The organism is Bacillus sp. AR13-1 (assembly GCF_008042285.1).
Classification (GTDB): Bacteria; Bacillota; Bacilli; order Bacillales; family Bacillaceae_G; genus Bacillus_A; species Bacillus_A mycoides.
This window is the reverse complement of record NZ_QNUA01000006.1, coordinates 76,845-96,995: the sequence shown is the minus strand read 5'-3', so window position 1 is coordinate 96,995 and position 20,151 is coordinate 76,845. Positions and strand designations below refer to the sequence as shown.

The window sequence follows — 20,151 nt, the reverse complement described above, 5'->3', positions numbered from 1 at the left end:
TACCTCACTCTAATCAAAAGGCTTAGAAATAGAATCAATAAATAATTCAAAACCATCCACAACTATTTTTTGTTCTGATTCTGATAAATTATTGAGAATACTTTGATAAAATGTAATGGATTGCTCTCTTAAGCAATTAACAGTTATGTGACCTTTTTCTGTGAGGTGCAGAAAAAGTTCTCTTCTATTTTTTTCATTTACTTCACGATAAATAAGCCCCTTTTTTACTAACTTATCTACCAATCTACTTACAGTTGAAGTCTCTAATCTAAGTTTATTGGATAGTTGCCAAACAGTTAATTTTTCCACCTCTAGTTCCTCTAACGCCATCATTTGAGAAGTTGGTAAAGGTTTTTCAAATGGTCCATTGGGCAAATTTTGAGATTCAAAAACCCCAGTTATTATAATCATTTTCTTAATATCTGTTCTTAGTTTTAAGGCATCTTCTCTTTTCAAAAAGGTCACCCTCCTACAATTAATGTATCATACATCAATTGTATTATACATGAATATGTTTTTTTCACAAGCTTAACGTAAGCCAATATTACAACATGGACGAGATATTTCTTCTTGTTAAAATGGTATAAGTGGATTGTTTTCTACAAATGGCAGAACATCAATTATGTATCAGGGGCCTTTATGGGGTACCGCTCATCGCAATCAAGCTAAGAAAATAAAACTACCCCAAAAACGAAAATTTTGTGATAACTTGTAACAAAAAACTCATAATTTTTTGGGGGAGTTCTAAATTCTTAAGTTGATGGGCATGGGGGAGCACCACATCACCATCAAGCTAAGAAAAGCAAATACCCCAAAACAAAAAATTGTACATTTTTTTGTTTTGGGGGCGCTATAAAATTCTTATGTTGCTGTGTATGGGATAGCACTAATTAAATTTCTACGGGCAGTACTACTCCTTTATAATAAAGTTATAATAGGACACTCAACTTTATTTTCTTTTATTGATGAGAGCGCTCATTTAAAATCGCATTATATAAAAACTGTGCATACTGTTCACGTGTTACTTTCATATCTGGAGCAAATCTCCCTTCTCCAACTCCAGCTGCAATATGGTTCGATTGTACGGCACTAATCGCATCTTTTGCCCATGAATTCGTTGGAACATCGTTGAAATTATGCGGAGCCTTCACATCTAGTTTAAAAGCTTTCATAATAACTTGTGCCATTTCTGCGCGTGTTATTGTATCTTTCGGTCTAAAGTTTCCTTGATCATCACCTTTTAAAATCCCTTGCTTCGTTAAAGCTAATATTTCCTCAGGAAACATTGTTGAATTTTTATCAATATCTCCGTATGGATTTTCATATTTATCTTGTTTTTCTATATGCAAAGCACGGTAAATTAATGCTGCTACTTGTTCACGTGTTACATCGTCACCCATACCAAACATTCCATTTCCATAACCTGCAATAATTCCTTCATTCGCTAAATCATAAATCGCCTGAAATGCCCAGTGTCCTTGCGGGACATCCTTGAATATTTTTTTATTTACTCCTGCATCAATTGTTAAATCTTCATGTAAAAGAGTAATAGCATCTGTTACTCCCGTCTCACTTACATTGGAGTCAACCGTTACATCTTGTCCACTTTGTTTTGGTGCGAAGACATAACCGGATGGTTTCTCTACTTGTACACGATATGTATTTTCTGCTAACCCATCAAACAAGTAGTGGCCTTCTTGATTTGTTTTTACTTCTTTTAATACGTTCCCATCTTTATCTAACAGTTGAACACGAACGCCTTCCATTCCTTTTTCACTTTGATCTTGCATACCATTTTGGTTACTATCTTCCCATACTCGACCGCCTAACTTGAGGACATTCGCTTTAACAGGTTTAGAATCAGTTGCTTCCCAAATAGGCGCAGTTAATGTTGAATAATTCAAAGCTTCTATTTTTTGTCTTGTTTCCGGCGTAGCGATAAGCCCCCATTTATCAAAGAATGGCAATAGATTTTGTTTTGCTACCTTAGATGTATTGTAAATAAAAGCTTGGATTTTCTCATCACTCGTTTTAGGAAGCTCTTCATTAGGTATGGAGCGGTACGCTTGATGTAATTTAGGGTAAAATTCCTCTTCAAAGGCTAAGTCCAGTTGCCAAAACATTGTAACTTTCACAAAGACATCATCAATTTTATTATAGTCTTTTTCCGATTGAGGCTTACTTAAATAAGTAAATGCTTTTTTATATGTTCCACCAGTTTCTAATCTCGACGGATTTCCAAAAGCACGTTGGACAGACATACTATAAATGTTTGTAGTCACTTCTCCTAATCCATCCCACATCCAAGGGATTTGTTGTCGCTGATGACCCATTTCATGCCAAGGTCCCCATCCGTCTTTTGTAAACTTCTTTATATCTAATACATTTTGAATCGCATCTCCTATATAAGCAGTTCTATTATTATATGCATACATATATAACTCAGAATGAGTATCCTCTACAAAGTGTACATAATGCTTATCTGCTTCTTCTTCAGATAAACCAGAAACTCGATCTTCAATTCTAATAGATTCATCTATTTTTTTTAAAAGTTCTACAGGATCAGTATTAGAATCTATTAAATATTTTTTCACTCTTGCAGGACTTGCGGTTATGAGTGAACGTTTCCCTTTTAGTTCTACCGCATGGGCATCAGGATATTTATTTAGCATGTCTACTAAATCTTGTTGCGTATGTTTTCCTAACTCAAACAGCGGGGTAGCTGTTCCGCCTGTTTTTATCTCCGCTTTCACTGTTCCACCTTGCACCGGATTAGAAAGATAAATCATTCCACCGTTTGGGGATTCGATTGTATTTTCCCCAGGTTTTAAAGTAAACGACTTTACTAACGAATCCTCATACCATGCACCTTCATAGGAGAATGTACCTATATAAGCTTGAATATTCTGTGTACCGTCTACTTGAATTGTTATTTTTTCATTCGGACTTGCATATAATCCGGTTGGTTCATATGGACTAAATCTAAATTGACGTCTATCCCTATCTCTGAGTTGCTCTATATTTCCCTTACCTATCACATGAAAAATACGCTCGGTGGATACTTGTTGTTCCTCTGCTGCAACTTTTGTGATTCCTGTTATTCCTCCAATAAATGGAGAAGCAAGTACATTCACAGCTATAAACGCTTTGATTGCTATCTCCTTATTTCTTTTTTTACTATTTTGTTTCACTCTACACCACACACCTTCTAAAGTTTGATAAATATAAACTTACTCGAAGAAAGAAATCCTCATCCTAGATCATGATAAATAATAGCTAAGAAATAAAGAATTATGTAGGGAAGGAAGTGGGAACGAACCCATTTTATTCTTTCTTATAACTACGAATTTAACATCGGACAGGTAGTATAGCAATCAAAATTATACAATTTTAGCTATTTTTCGACATTTTTTTCAATTTACTAAAATAGTAGTCTATAGGGTAGTACCACATCGCTATTAAGCTAACATTTTGAGATGCCCTCAAAACGAAACTTTCATCTTTTCGTAGGTGTATATGAAAATTTAGTTCATTTTTTCGTTTTGGGGTAATTCTGAATTCTTAAGTTGATGGGCATGGGGGAGCACCACATCGCTATCAACCTAAGAAAAGCAAATACCCCAAAACGATAAATAAGCTTTTTCGTTACAAGAAAGCCTAAAAATTTCGTTCTGGGGGTGTAATAAAACTTTAGCTTGATGGGCATGTGGCGTTACCCCTACCAGGAGTAACGTTAGGAAAATGCGGATTTACAGCGTTAAGAAAACTGTAGCAAAAAAATCGATTCTTTTACGTAAAGGAGCCGATTTTTTAAATTTGGTTTATTAAGCTAATGCCCCCGTTAGTTTAATTAAAGGACATTTATTATAGAAAACAGATGAATATTTTATTGGATTCTCATATGAACCATCATTAATTGACAAGTACTATTTGCCCTAACTCTGATACCAATATAAAGCTAGGTCATTCATTGTTGAAGCGTGCCCCTGTTGTCTTAGCATGGTTGTTATGTTACCTCGATGATAGGTACCATGATTAGCAACATGAAATAAAATTTCTGAGTATGCAGTCTCTCTAGCACCTGACCAAGGATTATTCAAATTAATTTTTTGTTCTAAATCTTTTTGGCTATTCATCCATTCTTCATACTGTGAAGCTAGTTCTTCGAAAGACTTAATAAATTCATCTACAGAATATAAATTAGTCTTTTCTAATAATGACATAGAAGATTCAAATGCTTCTTGCATATCAATTCCTTTAAGTACTTGTAACCACATTACATCTACTACATAGATATGGCTAAACGTTTGAGCAATATTTGGATATGAACTATTAGCCTCTTTATATAGCACATTGTTTGGTAATTCTTTTATTCTTTCTAGTAACACCTTATTAGCCCAAAGATGGTACTTATACATATTTTTTGCATGGTTCATTTAACAACTACTCCTTTAGTTCTGTTTTTTTAAAAGTTGATATCTAGATTATAAAAAAAGATATATGACAACAGCTTGTCATATATCTTCATAAACTTTTATTATTTTTTTTGCCTCATCTATTAAAATTGATTGCAGTTCCATCGGTTTTACAATTTTAGCACCGCTACCAAAGCTTAAAAGAATCGATTTAAGCCATCCAGCCTGTAGAGGTTGATAAACAGAAATTGTAATTGTCATACTTCCGTCATCGTTAATGGTTTTTGAAGAATTCTGGAATTGGTCTAATGCTTCTGCTAAAGAATTAGGACTTACCCAGATTACTACATCCTCAAAACCCACCAAATTACAGTTTGAATAAAATGCTTCCTCTTTAATTTCGTGATTTTGTCTAAACTTTTCTTGTGTCAGAGTGACATCCATCATACGTGATACTCTAAATTCTCTATAATTCTGACGTTCTCTACAATAACCATATATATACCAGTTACGGAACTTATAATGAAGGTGAATAGGTTCTACTTCACGAGATGTAAATTCATTTTTATTGCTTACATAATTAAAGTGGATTACCTTTTTTTTATGTATAGCTTTTCGCAGATTCATTAATGAATTGGGTTCTGTTCTATGGCTTTCCAAGTCAACCAATAAAGACTTATTATTACTGTTTGTATCCAGTAATTTTAGTCTATCTATCGTATGTTCAATTTCTTTATCTTTAAAAATATTTGATAAACTACTTAATACTGTAATTAAATTCAGAATGTCATAAGAACCCATTAAGCTTTTATCAAATTTGTATCCCTTTATTATACCGAATCCCCCGTTAGTCCCCTGGTAAGAAACAACTGGTATTCCAGCAGCACAAATAGCTTCGATGTCTCTATAAATTGTCCGTGGTGATACTTGAAATTCATCAGCTAAACTAGAAGCTGACAAAATTTCATTATTTAAGAGCTTGAATATGATTGATATCAAACGTTCTAATTTCAATTCTCATTTCCTTCCTTTAATAATTGACTAAGCGACCATTGTCATTCCATTGACCGTACATTTTATTTTCTCTGGTATTTTCAATAAACTTATCCAATCTTTTATTAAAAATATTAGGTTCATTTCTATAACTTTGTATCGTATCAATTCTAATCCTTTTGTATAGATCAGGAAAATTAATAAAGTTTTGATATGATTGGCCATCTTCTTTCAGACGAGTTTCAATATCTGCATCTATAGTAAAAGATTCAGGTCGCATATCAGGAAGAACTCTCAGTCCTTCTTCTTTCATCAAACCTAATTGATATAATCTCCTTACTCTTTCCTTATTTAATTCTGTCCAATTACTGTTTTTCTTTCTTGGGGAAAGCCTTTGAGCAAGTTCAGTATCTGATATTTTCTTCTTTATGCCATCAATCCAACCGAAACATAATGCTTCTTCAACTGCATCTAAGTACTGAATCACTTCTGATTGTTCAGTTATACTTACTATCACCCAACAAAATCTTTCTATTTTTGAATTTTCCTCAAGCCAATCTCTTAATTCCCACCTTGTCGTAACTCTAAGTAAATTCTCTATTTCCATTTTTAAAATTATCCTTTCTAAAATGAATATATGTCCTAAATATAACTGTTTAATAAATTTGTTAGATCGGTAACATAAATGGTATCATCTTCTCGTAGATCTCCTAGCATTTTTTTAAGTTGTTCGCGATCCTTTGTTACTTCAGAAATTTCCTCTTCAAAAATAATGTCCATTCATTGAAGAAGCCATAGAGATAGAATAGCTTTATTACATTTTGTCTTATTCCCCTTTTTCGGAGGATAAGCAAAAACACCCAAATTCAAATTAGATTCGGAATGTATCAAGTACATTATCTTTTTCTTCTTTATTAATTCCAATGTATCTTAGTGTAATTTGTGGTGTACTATGATTCAATATTTCTTGTAACATAACAATATCTTTTGTTTGCTTGTAAAACCAATAGCCGAAGGTTTTGCGCATGGTATGAGTCCCTAAAGATTCTACTCCGGCAAAATCTCCGGCTTTTTGTAACTGTCTATAGGCTTGAATTTTACTAATGGGCTTATCACCTTTTCGAGAAGGAAATACCCAGGTGCTTTTTAAATTTTCAGCATATGGCAATACTTCCTCAAAAATGGATGTAATATTTATGATACGTTCCTTTTTTGTCTTTCCTTCTTTTACTTTAAATTCTTTTCGTTTTTTTCGCTTCAGTTTTAAAATTTCACTCGTTTCCATTTTAAGTAAATCACTTACACGTAACCCCGTATTAATACCAATTAGAAATAAAATGTAATCACGATCTGAACAATGACGTTTGAGCGACCATTTCATATCATTTTTTTTGACCCAAAAACACATCTCATGCCAAATTTAGTAACTGCATATGTGGTAGCGATCTTACGAATCGTACCTTCAGGAAAATCACCTATTCTTTTACGTAAAGTAGATGAATCTATTCCCCATTCTTCGCAAGCTTCAGTGCTACTCATAATTTCATTATTTGATAAATCAAGATCTCCCCAGTTTACATCCCTAAAAGGAAAATCTTCCATGTTATACAGTAATTCATCCAATATTATCTTCTCATCACCCTTAAAAACTATAAGATTATTTATATTAGAATTCTCCCATGAAATTTCCAACTCTTCCACACTTAAAAATTCACTATCTGCTAAGCCTTTAAAACTTTTTTTGGGGTTCTCCCATGTTAGATAATAAAGACCTTCCCTTACTTTAAATATAGCTAGATCCCATGTTTTTTCTGGATTCATTCCTTTATAAATTCTTTCTGCAATCATTCGTTTTCTCCCCTTAACTTTCACGTTTGCGTGATTTGTTAGTCCTATTATATCACGCAAACGTGAAAGCAGAAGTCTTTTTTATAAAAATAAAATACTAATTTTTGTTTGTAATCAAGTAACTTTGCACGTATCTCGTCTGAACCCCATAACGAAAACATTGTTATATCAAGGGATTTTACCTTAACGTACAGAATCCGCGAAATGTTGGTGCTACCACACGTCCATCAAGCTAATATTTTGAAGTGTCCCCAAAACGAAAATTTTATTATTTTACAGTTGTTTATAAGAACTTAGCTTATTTTCTTTGTTTTGGAGAACTACCAATTTCTTAAGTTGACGGATGTGTAAGGCTGCCTCACAAAGAACAATGTAAAAGTAACATCCATAATTTTGCACTCACCCTATTTTACGTTTACTCTGATTCTGTCATTTCATCTATATGAATCTGTTTTCCTGTGAATAGTTTGTAAAACAGATGTGTGCGAATATCTAACAATTTATGTAGCGCATGCCATTGGCTCCAATGGTGTGCGTTTTGATTATATATATATTTGGAGTGCCGGTGGCACTTTTTCTTTATATCCTAATCAAAAAAACGTAGGCTCATGCATACCGATATTCACCTCCTACCTAAAATTGGTATTTCACACCTTCACATTTTTGAGGAATGAGTCTTTTGTCGGAAAACAATAAAATCTTATTAATTTTTATAATTAGTAGAATTTTTATAGAAATAATCTTCTTAATCTATTAAAATTATATCGATTGATGTCAGATTGTATCGTATGATGTCAGATTGTAATAAGGGGAGAGAAAATTTTATGTTGAAAAAAATCATTCCAGTTGCTTTAGCATTAAGTACAGTTACTTTTTCAAGTGTATTTGCTGCGCCTCCAGCTCAAGCAACTACAGAACCAAACCGCTACATAGATGTACAAATGCTCGGTATTAACGATTTTCATGGGCAACTAGACACTGTAAAGAAAATTAACAATAAAGATGCAGGGGGAATCGAGTACTTAGCGGCTTATTTACGTGATCATGAAAAACAAAATCCGAATACATTAAAGGTTCATGCTGGCGATGTTGTTGGAGCAAGTCCTCCTGTTTCAGCATTATTACAAGACGAACCCACGATTGAATTTCTAAATGATTTAAAATTTGATGTTGGAACCATAGGAAATCATGAATTTGATGAAGGTATTGAAGAAATGCACCGCCTTATTTATGGTGGATACCATGAAAAAACAGGGAATTTTAAAGGAGCAAAATTCCCATATGTTGCCGCAAATTTCTATAATAAATCCACCGGTCGTCTATTTTTACCACCATTTACTATAAAAAAGGTACAAGGAGTTCCTGTTGGCTTTATCGGAGTCGTAACAACAGATGTTCCTAACCTTGTTATGCCCACTATGCTAAAGAATGTAGAAATTACAGATGAAGTTGAAGCCATTAACAAATCCGTAAAGAAATTAAAAGAACTTGGCGTTAAATCTATCGTTGTTCTTGCACATAACGGAGGTACAACAGATGAGAACGGCGTAACAAATGGTGATCTCGTCCGACTAGCAAATGAGACTGATCCAGAAGTCGATGTTATTTTTGGGGGGCATAGCCACACCTATGTAAATGGAACTGTTAATAATAAACTTGTCGTACAAGCAAATTCTTATGGAATGGCTTTTGCTGATGTTGATGTAAAAATTGATCGTAAGACAAAAGATATTGTTGAGAAAAAAGCAGAAATTATTACAACCTACCATGAAGGCATAGAGCCTGATAAAAAAATAAAGAAAAAGATGGAGAAATATCAAGAAAAAATCGCACCTCTTGTCAATGAGGTTGTTGGTAAATCTACAGCTCCACTAGATCGAAAACAAAATACGGCCGGCGAATCTACTCTCGGCAATTTAATCACTGATGCTCAGCGTGCAACAATGCAATCCCAAATTGCTCTTATGAACCCTGGTGGTATTCGTAATGACTTAGATGCTGGTGATATTACATGGGGAGAGGTATATGGCATTCAACCATTCGGAAATCAATTAATAAAAGTTAATTTAACGGGTCAAGACATTCGTGATATTTTAAATCAACAATGGCAAAAAGACATAACAAGAATGCTTCAAATTTCAGGGATCCAATACACTTGGGATGCGAACAAGCCAAATGGAGAAAAAGTCACAAGTATTCGCTTAACAAATGGAGAAGAAATTATTCCTTCTAAAACTTACAGCGTCGTTGCGAACGCATTTCTAGCTTCAGGTGGAGATGGATTTGTGTCCTTTAAAAATGGGAAAGATGCTGAAACAGGACCAACTGATTTTGAAGCATTAGTAGATTATATAAAACAAGCAAAAGAACCAATTCAGCCTATTATTGATGGAAGAATTCAAAAAATAAATTAGCTTTTCATTAATCTCAAAATACCTAGATTACCTGTTCGCTATACTTTTTAGTGTGCAGGTAATCTAATTTTTCTTGTGTGGGTTTGAAATAAAGTCCTACCGTGGTCAACGGATTTACCATCGATATGCAAAGTACCGAAAAAAAGTAAAGCCAACAAAAAATAACCCCAAAATCAACTTTTATTGTTTATTTTGGGGTTATTTGACGTTTACATTAATTTGGACCGATTTGAATTATCTGGATATACTTTCCACCTACAATACTATATAGCTCTCACATGTTCAGAAAAACGGCTTTTTCTTTTAAAAACTTTGCTTAACGTACGAAATTCGCGTTTTGTTGGTGCTACACCATCCGCCATCAAGCTAAAATTTTATAGTACCCCCAGAACGAAATTTTTATCTCTCTACAGTTATTTATGTGAATTCAGCTCGTTTTTTTCGTTTTGGGGATAATTAATTTTTTTAACTTGATGGCGATGAGGTGGTACCCCTACTAAACGAGCAATTATCTGGTGTCAATTTACATTTAAGGTTGCTCCAGCCATATTTGCATAAGATGGGCCTGCTGCTTGCATAACTATTGCGGTCATTACTGGAACCGTGACACCTACTCCTAAATTGATTATTGAGAAAATAATTTCTAATAACAAATATGGCATATATGGATAAATTCACCAGAACATCCTTTTTTGTTGTATGATTAATTAGGTGGTATTATTTCTAAAATTAATCATGGAATTTCTTTAGCAAATCCTGAACTGTTTAATAGCTTAGTCGAAAACTGAATTGAACATGATGCCCTGCCGAAAGAAGTAAAAGAAGTTAATTAAGTTCTCTTTTAACCCTAGATAAACAGCAATATATGTTCTAATTCCCTTAAATGTTGTAAGGAGGTGGTGAAATTATGAATAAAAAAACTTGGTTTATATTTACTTTTTCAGCTATTTTAGTAGCTGGTTATGCTGTTTTCCAATATTTTATTATGGATGGATTTCAAGCAGGGTTTGTTCAAATGAAGCTTATGTTTCTATCTAAAATGAGTGCATTTTGGTACATTATGTTATTTATACATATTGCAACTAGTGTAGTAGCATTAGTAATTGGTCCTTTTACATTATCCACAAAATTTAGAGAAAAGAATATCAGTCGCCATCGAATGATTGGAAAAATCTATATGATTGGTGTATTATTTGGCTGCGTTTCAGGACTTTATTTATCCTTTTACGCTACGGGAGGATTAGTAGGAAAGCTTGGTTTCGGTTTGTTATCCGTATTTTGGCTAACATCGGCATATCAAGCATTAAACAAAGTTAAGAATAAAAAAATTCAAGACCATCGGAATTGGATGATCAGAAATTATTCCTTAACCTTTGCGGCAGTTACATTAAGAATTTGGCTACCTTTATTTGTATTGCTATTTGGACTGGAGCATTTCGAACTTAGTTATGCTGTTATTGCTTGGTTAGCGTGGGTGCCAAATTTAATCATTGCAGAATTATTTATAAGACAAAGTCTTAATAAAGGACAACAACAGAAAAATGCTGATTTACATTTTTGATGCAATTTATACGTAACTCGACTGAATCCCTTGATGGCAACCCGAAAGGAAGGCCGATGTCTTCCCGCCCTACATAAGAAGATCACCTTAGTGTGTCTTTTTTTTATTTTCAAAAGGACCTGCTCAATTCATGCGTAAAAACATACAGTAAATTGAATCCGTTAAAATACATGAGTGACACCTTGTTTTCTCCTCTTATCTAAAGGAGGAAGAACTATTATGGGCTTTGGTGGTAGTTGTAGTAGTTGTGGCGGTGGCTTTGCTTTATTAGTTGTATTATTTATTTTATTAATCATAGTTGGAGCTAGCTGCTTCTGCTAAACAAACTATTAGAAAAGACACTCATATATGGGTGTCTTTTCTTTATGGGGTGCGTCAGAAAAATGCTGATTTACAACGTTAAGGAAATTTCAATATTAAAAGCCTAATTTCTCAATTAAATATGAAGAAATTAGGCTTTTTTCATTTAGTGATGAAACCCATTATCACATTTCGTATCATGTGGCATAGGCCCGTCCAGGGAATCCAGAAAGGCAACGGTCTGTTTGAGGTTCCTCAAAAATAAATGCGCGAGATCCATGGAAAATCCATTTCGAACCACAACGCGCATAATCGTCACCGCTTCCATATCTGGAGGCAATGGATAGGCGGGTACTTGCCAGCCGAACACACGCAATTGTCGAGATAAATCATAAAGATTCCAGTTTAATGTGTAACCATCTTTCAATCGCCAAGCGAAAACCGGAATATCCGAACCATCAGACAAAAGTTCGAACGGTTCCATCTTCTGAATCGCCTTGCTAAGAAAAAGAGCGACTTTCTGAGAAGCCCTTTGGACATCGTAGTACCCACTTTTCCCCAAACGCAGGTAATTGTAATATTGCAGGAGCACTTGTGCGCCAGGACGAGAGAAATTCAGGGCAAAAGTCGGCATGTTCCCGCCCAAATAGGAGACGCGGAAGATTAGATCCTCAGGGAGATCTTCAGCTTCCCGCCAAATTATCCAACCCAACCCAGGGTAGACTAATCCATATTTATGTCCGGATACATTGATGGACTTCACCCTCGGTAATTGAAAATCCCAGACTAAATCTGGTTGAAGAAACGGTGCTATAAATCCCCCCGAAGCCGCATCCACATGCATGGGAATGTCGAGGCCCGTCCTCTCCTGTAAATCGTCCAACGCTTTCGCAATGGCGGCAACCGGCTCGTAAACCCCGGTATAAGTCTCACCGAGAATCGGTACCACACCAATCGTATTTTCATCCACGGCAGCGAGGACCCCCTGAGGATCCAATCGGGGATGCTCTGGGCTAACCTTCACATAGCGTGGTTCAACCTCCCAATAGTTCGCGAATTTTTCCCACACGACTTGAACAGCAGAACTAAACACAATATTGGGCCGATCCACCGGCTTCCCTTCGCTTTTGCGTGCATTTTGCCAGCGTCTCTTTAACGCAAGCCCCCCGAGCATACATGCTTCCGACGATCCAGTTGTTGAAACGCCCATAGTCGTAAGGGGAGTGGGCGAATGCCAGAGGTTTGCTAAAATGCGGACACACCGCTCCTCAATTTCGGCTGTCTGTGGATATTCATCCTTGTCAATCATGTTCTTGTCGAATGATTTGGCATATAAGTGCTCTGCGGCAGGCTCCATCCATGTGCTAACGAATGTTGCAAGATTCAAGCGGGCATTGCCATCAAGAGCAATTTCATCATGGACGATTTGATACGCTGTTTCTGGTAACATGCCTTCATCAGGCATGTGAAAGCGCGGAACGACTGATTCTCCTTCGCGGGCAAACAGAGGATTTACAGAAAATTCGTGAGGCAGCTCCATTTGCACGTGACGCGGTAGATATTGTAGATTATCTGGCATGATCTCTTTTCCTTCGTATGCATCGTTTTGAACTTCTGCTTTTCGATCCTGTGGCATACAAGTCCCCCTTAATTAATTGTTTAACAAACATATTATTTACAAAAAAGCATTTGTTACACCAAGGGGACAATTCTAATAAAAGGTGCTGCCACCATTCGAATTAAAGGAGAAGCCATGAATGGACTTGCAAGAGCTATTTTCTTCGGAAAACAAGGTGAGCTTAGGGAACAAACCATACAGCATCAATTGCAAAGGGCCAGTGCCTTAAACATAATTATCAATGCCATCAGTATCTGGAATACTTTACATCTAACAAAAGCAGTTAAATATCAAAAACGGATAGGTAGTTTTAATGAAGACTGATTGCATCATATGTCACCTTTAGGTTGGGAACATATCAATTTACTAGGAGAATACCATTTTAATTCAGAGAAAGTGGTCTCATTAGATTCTCTAAGACCATTGAAACTTTCTTAGCGTTGTAAATCCGCATTTTCCTGACTCTACCCCATGCCCATCAAGCTAACCAAGTACACCATTTACAAATTCAAAAGAATCCCCCTCAAAGCATCAGCTTTAAGGGGGTCCTCCTAGTATTTTCTCTCTTCATACAATCGATTTGCTTTATATGAGAAAAAGAAAAACATACCAATCGCAGCTGGGATAAACAACCATGAAATGCCCCTCATTAATGCAAATGGCGTTTCAAATAAGAATGATCCTAAAAATGCTGCGCCGTGCATATCCCATAATCCTGGTGTATAGTATAGGCCTTTCGGATTTAACATCACTCCTAAATCAATTGTATTATTAAACATAAATAGCATTAATAGAGGAAAATAACATATTGCTAATTCTAAAAATGTCTTAGATAAACGTTTATACTTCCCTGCTCGTGACATTTGATCTGAAAAAATGTCATCTTCACTTTCCTCATCTATCTTTTTAAAATATTGCGTGCCTGCCCACCATTTACCGGCTATATGCTTCCAGCCGCTATCTTCAAATAACGTACAATAATTAATAAAATCACTTCGTCTATAAAATATTCTATAATCTATTTTAATTGTCGCATCCTCTGGTTCTGCGATTTTAAATTTATAACCAAATGTATTACTTTTTAGTTGATAGCCTTTCCAAGCCATCTCTTCTAACCATTTTTCCTCTTTCTCAAAGTCTAAAAAGAATTTCAATCTCCACATCTTCGCTTCCTCCTAACTATACATTTAATAAGCTTTTTGTAACCCCAATAATGTGCTGCATCCTCATAAAGTCTAAATGTAATACTTCTTTCCCCCGCTCAGTAATGACATACACTTTTCTTCGTTTATCTTCACTTTTTACCGATTCTATTAATTGTTGCTTTAATAAATTTTCAACCGCACCATACAATGTACCCGCTGCGATTTTCACTTGATGATTACTAAGTTCCTCAACCTTTTGCATAATTAAATATCCGTGTGCTGGCTCTAATAAAGCTAAAAGAACGTAATACGTTGTTTCCGTTAATGGTAAATTTTTATCTCTATTCATAAAGACCTCCAGTGTAACGATTAATATATAGCTAAACTATATAGTTGAACTGTATAGTTTTATTTTATACAGTCTAACTGTACATGTCAAATTTAGGTACAAAAAAACAACCTAGATCTCATAGGATCTAGGTTGCTTTTTTACATAAACGTAATCGTCACTAAAGAATATCCTTCTTTCGCATTATACGGCTCAGCTTTATAAGAAACACGGTTCGCTCCTTGCGGATAACCGATTTCTCCAATTACTTTTTTCACATCTTGCAATGCGCCATCCATTGATTGTTTATAAAGAATTTCAATCTTTGCTGACTTTGTGCTATAACGTTGCTGCATTTTATTTTTGAATTCATTATAGTTATTTGCGATATATTCATTTCCTAAATAATTTAACTTTGTATCTTTTAATATTTGCTGATATGCAGGTGTTTTCGTACCACCTGTCGCAATTTTATTTGTTAATGTACTATAATAGTTTGTTGTAGCTTGCGGATAGTCCCCGCGGTTCCACTCATGATTTCTTGCAATTTGCTCGTCAGATAAGTTGAAATAAGAATACGTTACGCGGCCTTGTTCATTTGGCACTGGATCATCAAATGTTGTATCAAGGTGATACCACTTGCTATCGATTTTAACTAAATTCCAAGCATGAGGCTGACCGTCTCCAGTTCCTACTACAAAATGATTCTCAATTCCAGCTTCTTTTAATAATTGATAGGTTAATAGTGTGTAACCTTGGCAAACGGCAGAACGATTCGCGAGTGCCTCATATGCTGTATACGCTTTATAAGACGTATCGTAAGAAACATGTTTTACAACATAATCATGAACCGCCTTCACTTTTTCATGATCATCCATTCCCGTTTGAATAATAGAAGAAACGATCGCTTTCGCTTGTTTCATCACATACTCTGTTTGTTCTTTCGTTTCGCGATATGTAATATTTAGCGTAAATGTATAATTTCCAGGTGATCCAGATAGTGAGTATGAAATATTCGATCTATTATAATTTGTATACTCATTTTTATTTGCGACTTCTTCATATGCGTTAAAAAGTGTATTCATCACTTCTTTTGTATTACTGTTTTTCGTTTTATATGGAAGTGTAATATTCGTTTCATACGTATTAATACGCGTTTGTACTTCATTTTTGAATGCTGCTAATAATGCCGCATCTCCCGTATCTTGCACCGCAACCTCAGGCTTTTTATATTTCAATGCATTATATAAAAACTGTGCATACTGTTCACGCGTTACCGTTTTAGCTGGTTCAAATTTCCCGTCTCCTGTACCAGATGCAATCCCGTTTGACTGCACCGCACTAATCGCATTTTCTGCCCAAAATCCATTTGGAACATCATTAAATGTATGTTTTTGTTTAGCTGAAACTTGGAACGCATTTTTAATAATTTGCGCCATTTCTGCGCGGCTAACAGAATCTTTCGGTCTAAAACCGCCATTTCCATCACCTTTAAAAACCCCCAATTTCGTTAACGTTAAAACCTCTTCCGGAAACATTGTAGAACCTGAGCGAATATCACGATACGGATTATTTAAAGTAGACCCATCTTGTAATACATAACGAGCAGCATCATTACTAAACGTACCACCTTGCTTATTCGGTACTAACACACGATAAATTAAAGCTGCAACTTGCTCCCTCGTCGCAACATCACCAAAACCAAACATCCCATTTCCATAACCTGAAATAATATTTTTGCTCGCTAAGTCTTTAATCGCAGGATAAGACCAGTGCGATGTAGGTACATCCGAAAAAGTACCCGTTTCAGCAGCTTTCACATCACTGCCATTTGTATATAATAAAGCACCACCAATAAGTGATAATGATGTAATTGATTTTAATAGTTTTATGTACATAATGCATTCTCCCAATACGTCTTCTATTTTTGTTATTTTTTGTCGAAAAATCTAAAAAGAATATGACAAAAGACATTATACAATTAAAAGTTTTCGAAGGATATAATAAATTTTAAAATATGCAAAAACTCATATTGTTATAGAGATTCATACTGATATTATGCTGTTTTACTTGCAAATATATAAATAATATCGTTTCTCGAGCTTTTACTTCGCTAAAATGTAGCCTATAAAAACAATGCTATCCCCATTAAAATCGCAATATAATCCTGAGAACATACCTTTTAACATAATTCATTGTATGATTGCCAATTTCATGTCCTTTATTTAAAACAGTTTTTACTAATTGTAATTATTGGAATCCACTTCATACCTCCATGCAATATTCTTTGGAACTTTTGGATACATTAAATGTGCATAGCATTGGAGTTTGCATATATTTCACTTTTGTATTTTTGGACCACGTATTAGGAGGGTATTTATGATGAAAAGCTGTACAGCATTCCTTATTATTGATGTACAGGTAGGTTCATTTGAAGAGAAAAAAGTCCTATATAATAGAACGGAATTATTAAGAGTTATTCAATTATTGATTTCTAAAGCCCGTTCTGCTTCAGCCCCTATTTTTTATATGAAGTTTAACGGGAAGTCTGGTTCCTTGCTTAGCCAAGGGACACCTGGATGGGAAATTCATAAATCAATTGCTCCAGCAACAGGAGATGTCGTTCTTGAAAAGAATCATCCGGATTCTTTTCATAAAACGAGTCTTCAACAAGAGCTGGAAATGAGAAATATAAAACGAGTTGTTATAGCAGGAATTCAATCTGAAATTTGCATAGATGCAACATGCCGGCGTGCATACAGCTTAGGGTATGACGTTACTCTTGTAAAGAATGGACATAGTACATATAATTCTACAATATTATCGGCGTCTCAAATTATTAAGCATCATAACGAGATAATAGGTCAATGGTTTGCCTGCGTAAAAAATTCCGAAAGTATAGAGTTTTGATTCCATTTCTATATTTGATAGTCTATATATTTTTTACTATAGACACTTTCAAAGAATTGCTTTCCAGTGAACTGCTTCCTAAACTAAGCTGCCTCGTTTCCACAATAAGAAGAGAGCTGTCCATAAGTCAGTTTCACCAACTTATGGACAGCTCTCATAGTTTCACCTTATTCTATCGATGAATCCAAACTGCACCTGCAGATTTGTCTTCAGCTTGACCTACTACTTCAAACTTCAATCCTAATTTCGGCAACTTACGTCCTGCATCTGGAATAGCGCTGTTGATGTACTGCTTAGAATCATCAAATTTTGCAACTCCTGGTAATCCTTTATAGTCAAAGATACCGCGAGTTGGCGAGTCTACTCTCCATGCTGGCGCTTGATCAAATGAGAATGCCGCATCGGCAATTTGATAACGCGTACTGCTCTTCACAGTCGGTTGTCCGTTTAATGTACCTACGATTGCCTCTGGATGAGAATCTACTACTCCTAAGAATCCTTCACCTGGATGAACACCTACCCAGTTATCTGTAAAGCTTTGATCCGCATACCATACAACCATTCCTGTATTAAAGACTGGACCACGCGCATGTTTTAACGCCGTGTCAGAACCAGCGTAATTTCTCCACTCTACGTAGTAGTTATTTTTTTTCTGTTCCAATCCGTTAGATACAGTAAATCCTTTTAACGTCATTGCTGGCTGGCCTTCTGCATCATCCGAGAAAACAACTTTGCCATCTACAGTTAATGCAGCATTATCTAACGCAAATCCTTTATAAGCTACTGCAATATCTGTTAAATACTCAAATTGCAGTTTTACTTTTTTCCCTTTAAATTGGCTTAAATCGTATGATTTATCAACCCACTTACCATCAGTTGTATCCACGCCGCCTTTTACATCTTTTTCGCCCATTCTATCAATACGTGTCTTCGTTCCATCTTCTGCAATCGCATATACGTCAAGGAAATCATACTTCGCTTCAAGTTCGTAGAATGCCTTATAATCAAACTTAGCATCCTTTGCATTTGTTAAGTCAAATACTGGTGTCTCAAGTGTTGTATGAATGTCATTTCCTTTTGTACTGTAATAAAACTTCTTACCAAATGCTGACTCGATATTTTTAATATCTTTGTCTGGCAAGTTAACACGAACGATTCCTGGTCGTTTTGATTTTGTAACACTTTGATCTAAATATGTTGCAACACCGACTCCCGTGCGAAGTTTATCATAATCTACCTCAACGATATTCGCCCAGTTGCCATTCATATTCTTTTGGAAAAACTCTTTATTTTGTGGTGAGAAACTTGTTGGCTCTGTTCCTGCAATTTTTCCAGCCCAGCTGCCGCCACTCATAATAGACCATGACTCAACAGGTTCACCTTGTCCTGAGTACTTCGTATCGTATTCATCTGGTAATCCTAAATCATGACCATACTCATGCGCAAACACACCAACTGCTCCATCTTCAGGCTCGATTGTATAATCGTATGCAGCCATCTTTCCGCCCCAATTCGAAACAGAAGATTTTGTGCCATCAATCGCATATGGTTTTGATCCAAGTTTTGAACGATGAGACCAAATCGCATCATCTTTCAATTTACCGCCGCCAGCTTCTTGACCAACGCCAGCATGTACAACCATTAAATGATCAATAATGCCATCTGGCTCGTTTTTATTTCCATCACCATTTTGATCGTATTGATCAAATTGGTCATAATCAGCTAAGTTAATTCCTTTTGCTACCGCTGCTTTTAATGCTTCTTTCACAAGATCACGCGGCCCTAAAGGACCTTTGTTATCATGGCCAGTACCTGCATCCGCACCATAATCTGAAGCTTTTCCTGGAACAGTAAGCCATTCCGTTACAGTTCCATCCACTGTGTAGCTGCCGCCAGATTGTTCTTCATAATATTGTTTAAATGTGTTAATCTTCGATCCATCAAATAACGTAAATGGTTCATTACCAAATAACATTTTTTGATAATGTTCACGATTGAAGTCCTTAGAATACATGTATCCTGGCTCTTGATCAATATTGTTATGCTTAAAATCGCTAAATTCTACAAGTAAAACAAGTACTTTATCTTTTCGAACAGCACCGTTGTACTCTTCTTGCTTCGCTGGTGCAGTAGGTACTTTTCCATTTAATTTACTAGAATTCAATCCTGCACCTTGTCCAGCTACTGGCCCTACTGTTGGCTGTTGCGCCTGTTCATTTTCCTTCATTTTTGCATCTTTTACTTTTTTCATAAAATCAGAAGCTTCTTGCGTAAGACTATCTCCTGTCAAGATTTCTTTACCAGGGTTTTCCCCTTTCTTTTTCTCAACATATTTTTCGACAGCCTTTGACGTCTCAGCTTGTGATGCAGATTGATCAATTACGCCCCGTTGTTTTAGCGCTTCTGCCAAACGCTCCTCCGGTATTAAATGCTCATCTATTGGTAGAGATGATGGCGAATCAGCATACGCCGCATGACTTCCAAAAGCAAAACTACTACTTAGTACTGCCGCTGTTGCTAAAACTGATAATGGTTTTAACTTCTTATTCTTTTTCAATGCATTTCCTCCCCAGTGTCTGCGAATTATCGTTTTTTTTGCCGATAGCAACATAATATTCT

18 protein-coding genes and 1 pseudogene are annotated in these 20,151 nt (G+C 35.6%); 5 read left to right on the top strand and 14 right to left on the bottom strand.

Annotated elements, in window-relative coordinates; genetic code table 11:
• Nucleotides 1-9: 9 nt before the first annotated feature.
• From DN408_RS03230 to DN408_RS03195, 8 genes are all read right to left on the bottom strand, one after another.
• Complete coding sequence (locus tag DN408_RS03230) at nucleotides 10-456, bottom strand: MarR family winged helix-turn-helix transcriptional regulator (protein ID WP_000817662.1); 447 nt, start codon at nucleotides 454-456, stop codon at nucleotides 10-12.
• Between the two features lie 503 nt (nucleotides 457-959).
• Nucleotides 960-3,101, bottom strand: a complete 2,142-nt coding sequence (locus DN408_RS03225; protein WP_233154282.1) for a M60 family metallopeptidase — start codon at nucleotides 3,099-3,101, stop codon at nucleotides 960-962.
• An 834-nt stretch (nucleotides 3,102-3,935) separates the two neighbouring features.
• On the bottom strand, nucleotides 3,936-4,436 hold the full coding sequence (locus DN408_RS03220; RefSeq protein ID WP_078178454.1) for a DinB family protein: 501 nt from the start codon (nucleotides 4,434-4,436) through the stop codon (nucleotides 3,936-3,938).
• Between the two features lie 78 nt (nucleotides 4,437-4,514).
• Nucleotides 4,515-5,429: a helix-turn-helix transcriptional regulator gene (locus DN408_RS03215; protein ID WP_078178453.1), complete on the bottom strand. Its 915-nt coding sequence runs from the start codon at nucleotides 5,427-5,429 to the stop codon at nucleotides 4,515-4,517.
• Between the two features lie 16 nt (nucleotides 5,430-5,445).
• The gene (locus DN408_RS03210; RefSeq protein ID WP_078178452.1) at nucleotides 5,446-6,015 is read right to left on the bottom strand and encodes a YdeI/OmpD-associated family protein; all 570 of its coding nucleotides are present in this window, start codon (nucleotides 6,013-6,015) and stop codon (nucleotides 5,446-5,448) included.
• Nucleotides 6,016-6,050: 35 nt separating this feature from the next.
• Nucleotides 6,051-6,188, bottom strand: coding sequence for a recombinase family protein (locus DN408_RS03205; protein WP_078178451.1), 138 nt, complete (start codon nucleotides 6,186-6,188; stop codon nucleotides 6,051-6,053).
• A gap of 91 nt (nucleotides 6,189-6,279) precedes the next feature.
• The gene (locus tag DN408_RS03200) at nucleotides 6,280-6,816 is read right to left on the bottom strand and encodes a tyrosine-type recombinase/integrase (protein WP_078178450.1); all 537 of its coding nucleotides are present in this window, start codon (nucleotides 6,814-6,816) and stop codon (nucleotides 6,280-6,282) included.
• Complete coding sequence (locus DN408_RS03195) at nucleotides 6,786-7,256, bottom strand: helix-turn-helix domain-containing protein (RefSeq protein ID WP_078178449.1); 471 nt, start codon at nucleotides 7,254-7,256, stop codon at nucleotides 6,786-6,788. The genes DN408_RS03200 and DN408_RS03195 overlap by 31 nt, the downstream gene beginning before the upstream one ends.
• A gap of 824 nt (nucleotides 7,257-8,080) precedes the next feature.
• Here DN408_RS03195 and DN408_RS03185 point away from each other — a divergent pair.
• The gene (locus tag DN408_RS03185; protein WP_003193611.1) at nucleotides 8,081-9,670 is read left to right on the top strand and encodes a bifunctional metallophosphatase/5'-nucleotidase; all 1,590 of its coding nucleotides are present in this window, start codon (nucleotides 8,081-8,083) and stop codon (nucleotides 9,668-9,670) included.
• A 518-nt stretch (nucleotides 9,671-10,188) separates the two neighbouring features.
• On the opposite strand, the gene DN408_RS03175 is transcribed toward DN408_RS03185, so the two are convergent.
• Nucleotides 10,189-10,332 carry a methylenomycin A resistance protein gene (locus DN408_RS03175; protein ID WP_233154281.1) on the bottom strand — a complete coding sequence of 48 codons (144 nt, stop codon included), beginning with the start codon at nucleotides 10,330-10,332 and terminating at the stop codon, nucleotides 10,189-10,191.
• A gap of 245 nt (nucleotides 10,333-10,577) precedes the next feature.
• Here DN408_RS03175 and DN408_RS03170 point away from each other — a divergent pair, with 245 nt between their 5' ends.
• Together DN408_RS03170 and DN408_RS03165 are read left to right on the top strand one after the other, a co-directional pair.
• Nucleotides 10,578-11,231 (top strand): DUF2306 domain-containing protein, encoded by a 654-nt coding sequence (locus tag DN408_RS03170; protein ID WP_078178448.1) that lies wholly within the window; start codon nucleotides 10,578-10,580, stop codon nucleotides 11,229-11,231.
• A gap of 219 nt (nucleotides 11,232-11,450) precedes the next feature.
• Nucleotides 11,451-11,552 carry a YjcZ family sporulation protein gene (locus DN408_RS03165; RefSeq protein WP_000505688.1) on the top strand — a complete coding sequence of 34 codons (102 nt, stop codon included), beginning with the start codon at nucleotides 11,451-11,453 and terminating at the stop codon, nucleotides 11,550-11,552.
• Between the two features lie 145 nt (nucleotides 11,553-11,697).
• Here the strand turns inward: DN408_RS03165 and DN408_RS03160 are convergent, their stop codons facing one another.
• Entirely contained in the window at nucleotides 11,698-13,167 is a 1,470-nt protein-coding gene (locus tag DN408_RS03160) for a glutamate decarboxylase (protein WP_016126657.1), read from the bottom strand.
• A 105-nt stretch (nucleotides 13,168-13,272) separates the two neighbouring features.
• Here DN408_RS03160 and DN408_RS03155 point away from each other — a divergent pair.
• Nucleotides 13,273-13,587: pseudogene (locus DN408_RS03155) on the top strand (Tn3 family transposase); the annotation flags it as partial.
• 113 nt (nucleotides 13,588-13,700) lie between these two features.
• Here DN408_RS03155 and DN408_RS03150 read toward each other — a convergent pair.
• The 3 genes from DN408_RS03150 to DN408_RS03140 form a co-directional block, all read right to left on the bottom strand.
• On the bottom strand, nucleotides 13,701-14,312 hold the full coding sequence (locus DN408_RS03150; protein WP_002186530.1) for a DUF2812 domain-containing protein: 612 nt from the start codon (nucleotides 14,310-14,312) through the stop codon (nucleotides 13,701-13,703).
• A 16-nt stretch (nucleotides 14,313-14,328) separates the two neighbouring features.
• A complete protein-coding gene (locus DN408_RS03145; RefSeq protein ID WP_001078071.1) occupies nucleotides 14,329-14,643 on the bottom strand; it encodes a PadR family transcriptional regulator in 315 nt (104 codons plus the stop codon).
• A gap of 140 nt (nucleotides 14,644-14,783) precedes the next feature.
• Entirely contained in the window at nucleotides 14,784-16,520 is a 1,737-nt protein-coding gene (locus DN408_RS03140; protein WP_147739952.1) for an S-layer homology domain-containing protein, read from the bottom strand.
• 481 nt (nucleotides 16,521-17,001) lie between these two features.
• On the opposite strand from DN408_RS03140, the gene DN408_RS03135 reads away from it, so the two are divergent.
• Nucleotides 17,002-17,532 (top strand): cysteine hydrolase family protein, encoded by a 531-nt coding sequence (locus DN408_RS03135; protein WP_033730911.1) that lies wholly within the window; start codon nucleotides 17,002-17,004, stop codon nucleotides 17,530-17,532.
• A 172-nt stretch (nucleotides 17,533-17,704) separates the two neighbouring features.
• Here DN408_RS03135 and DN408_RS03130 read toward each other — a convergent pair whose 3' ends face one another.
• On the bottom strand, nucleotides 17,705-20,089 hold the full coding sequence (locus tag DN408_RS03130; protein WP_179957881.1) for an immune inhibitor A domain-containing protein: 2,385 nt from the start codon (nucleotides 20,087-20,089) through the stop codon (nucleotides 17,705-17,707).
• Nucleotides 20,090-20,151 lie beyond the last annotated feature (62 nt).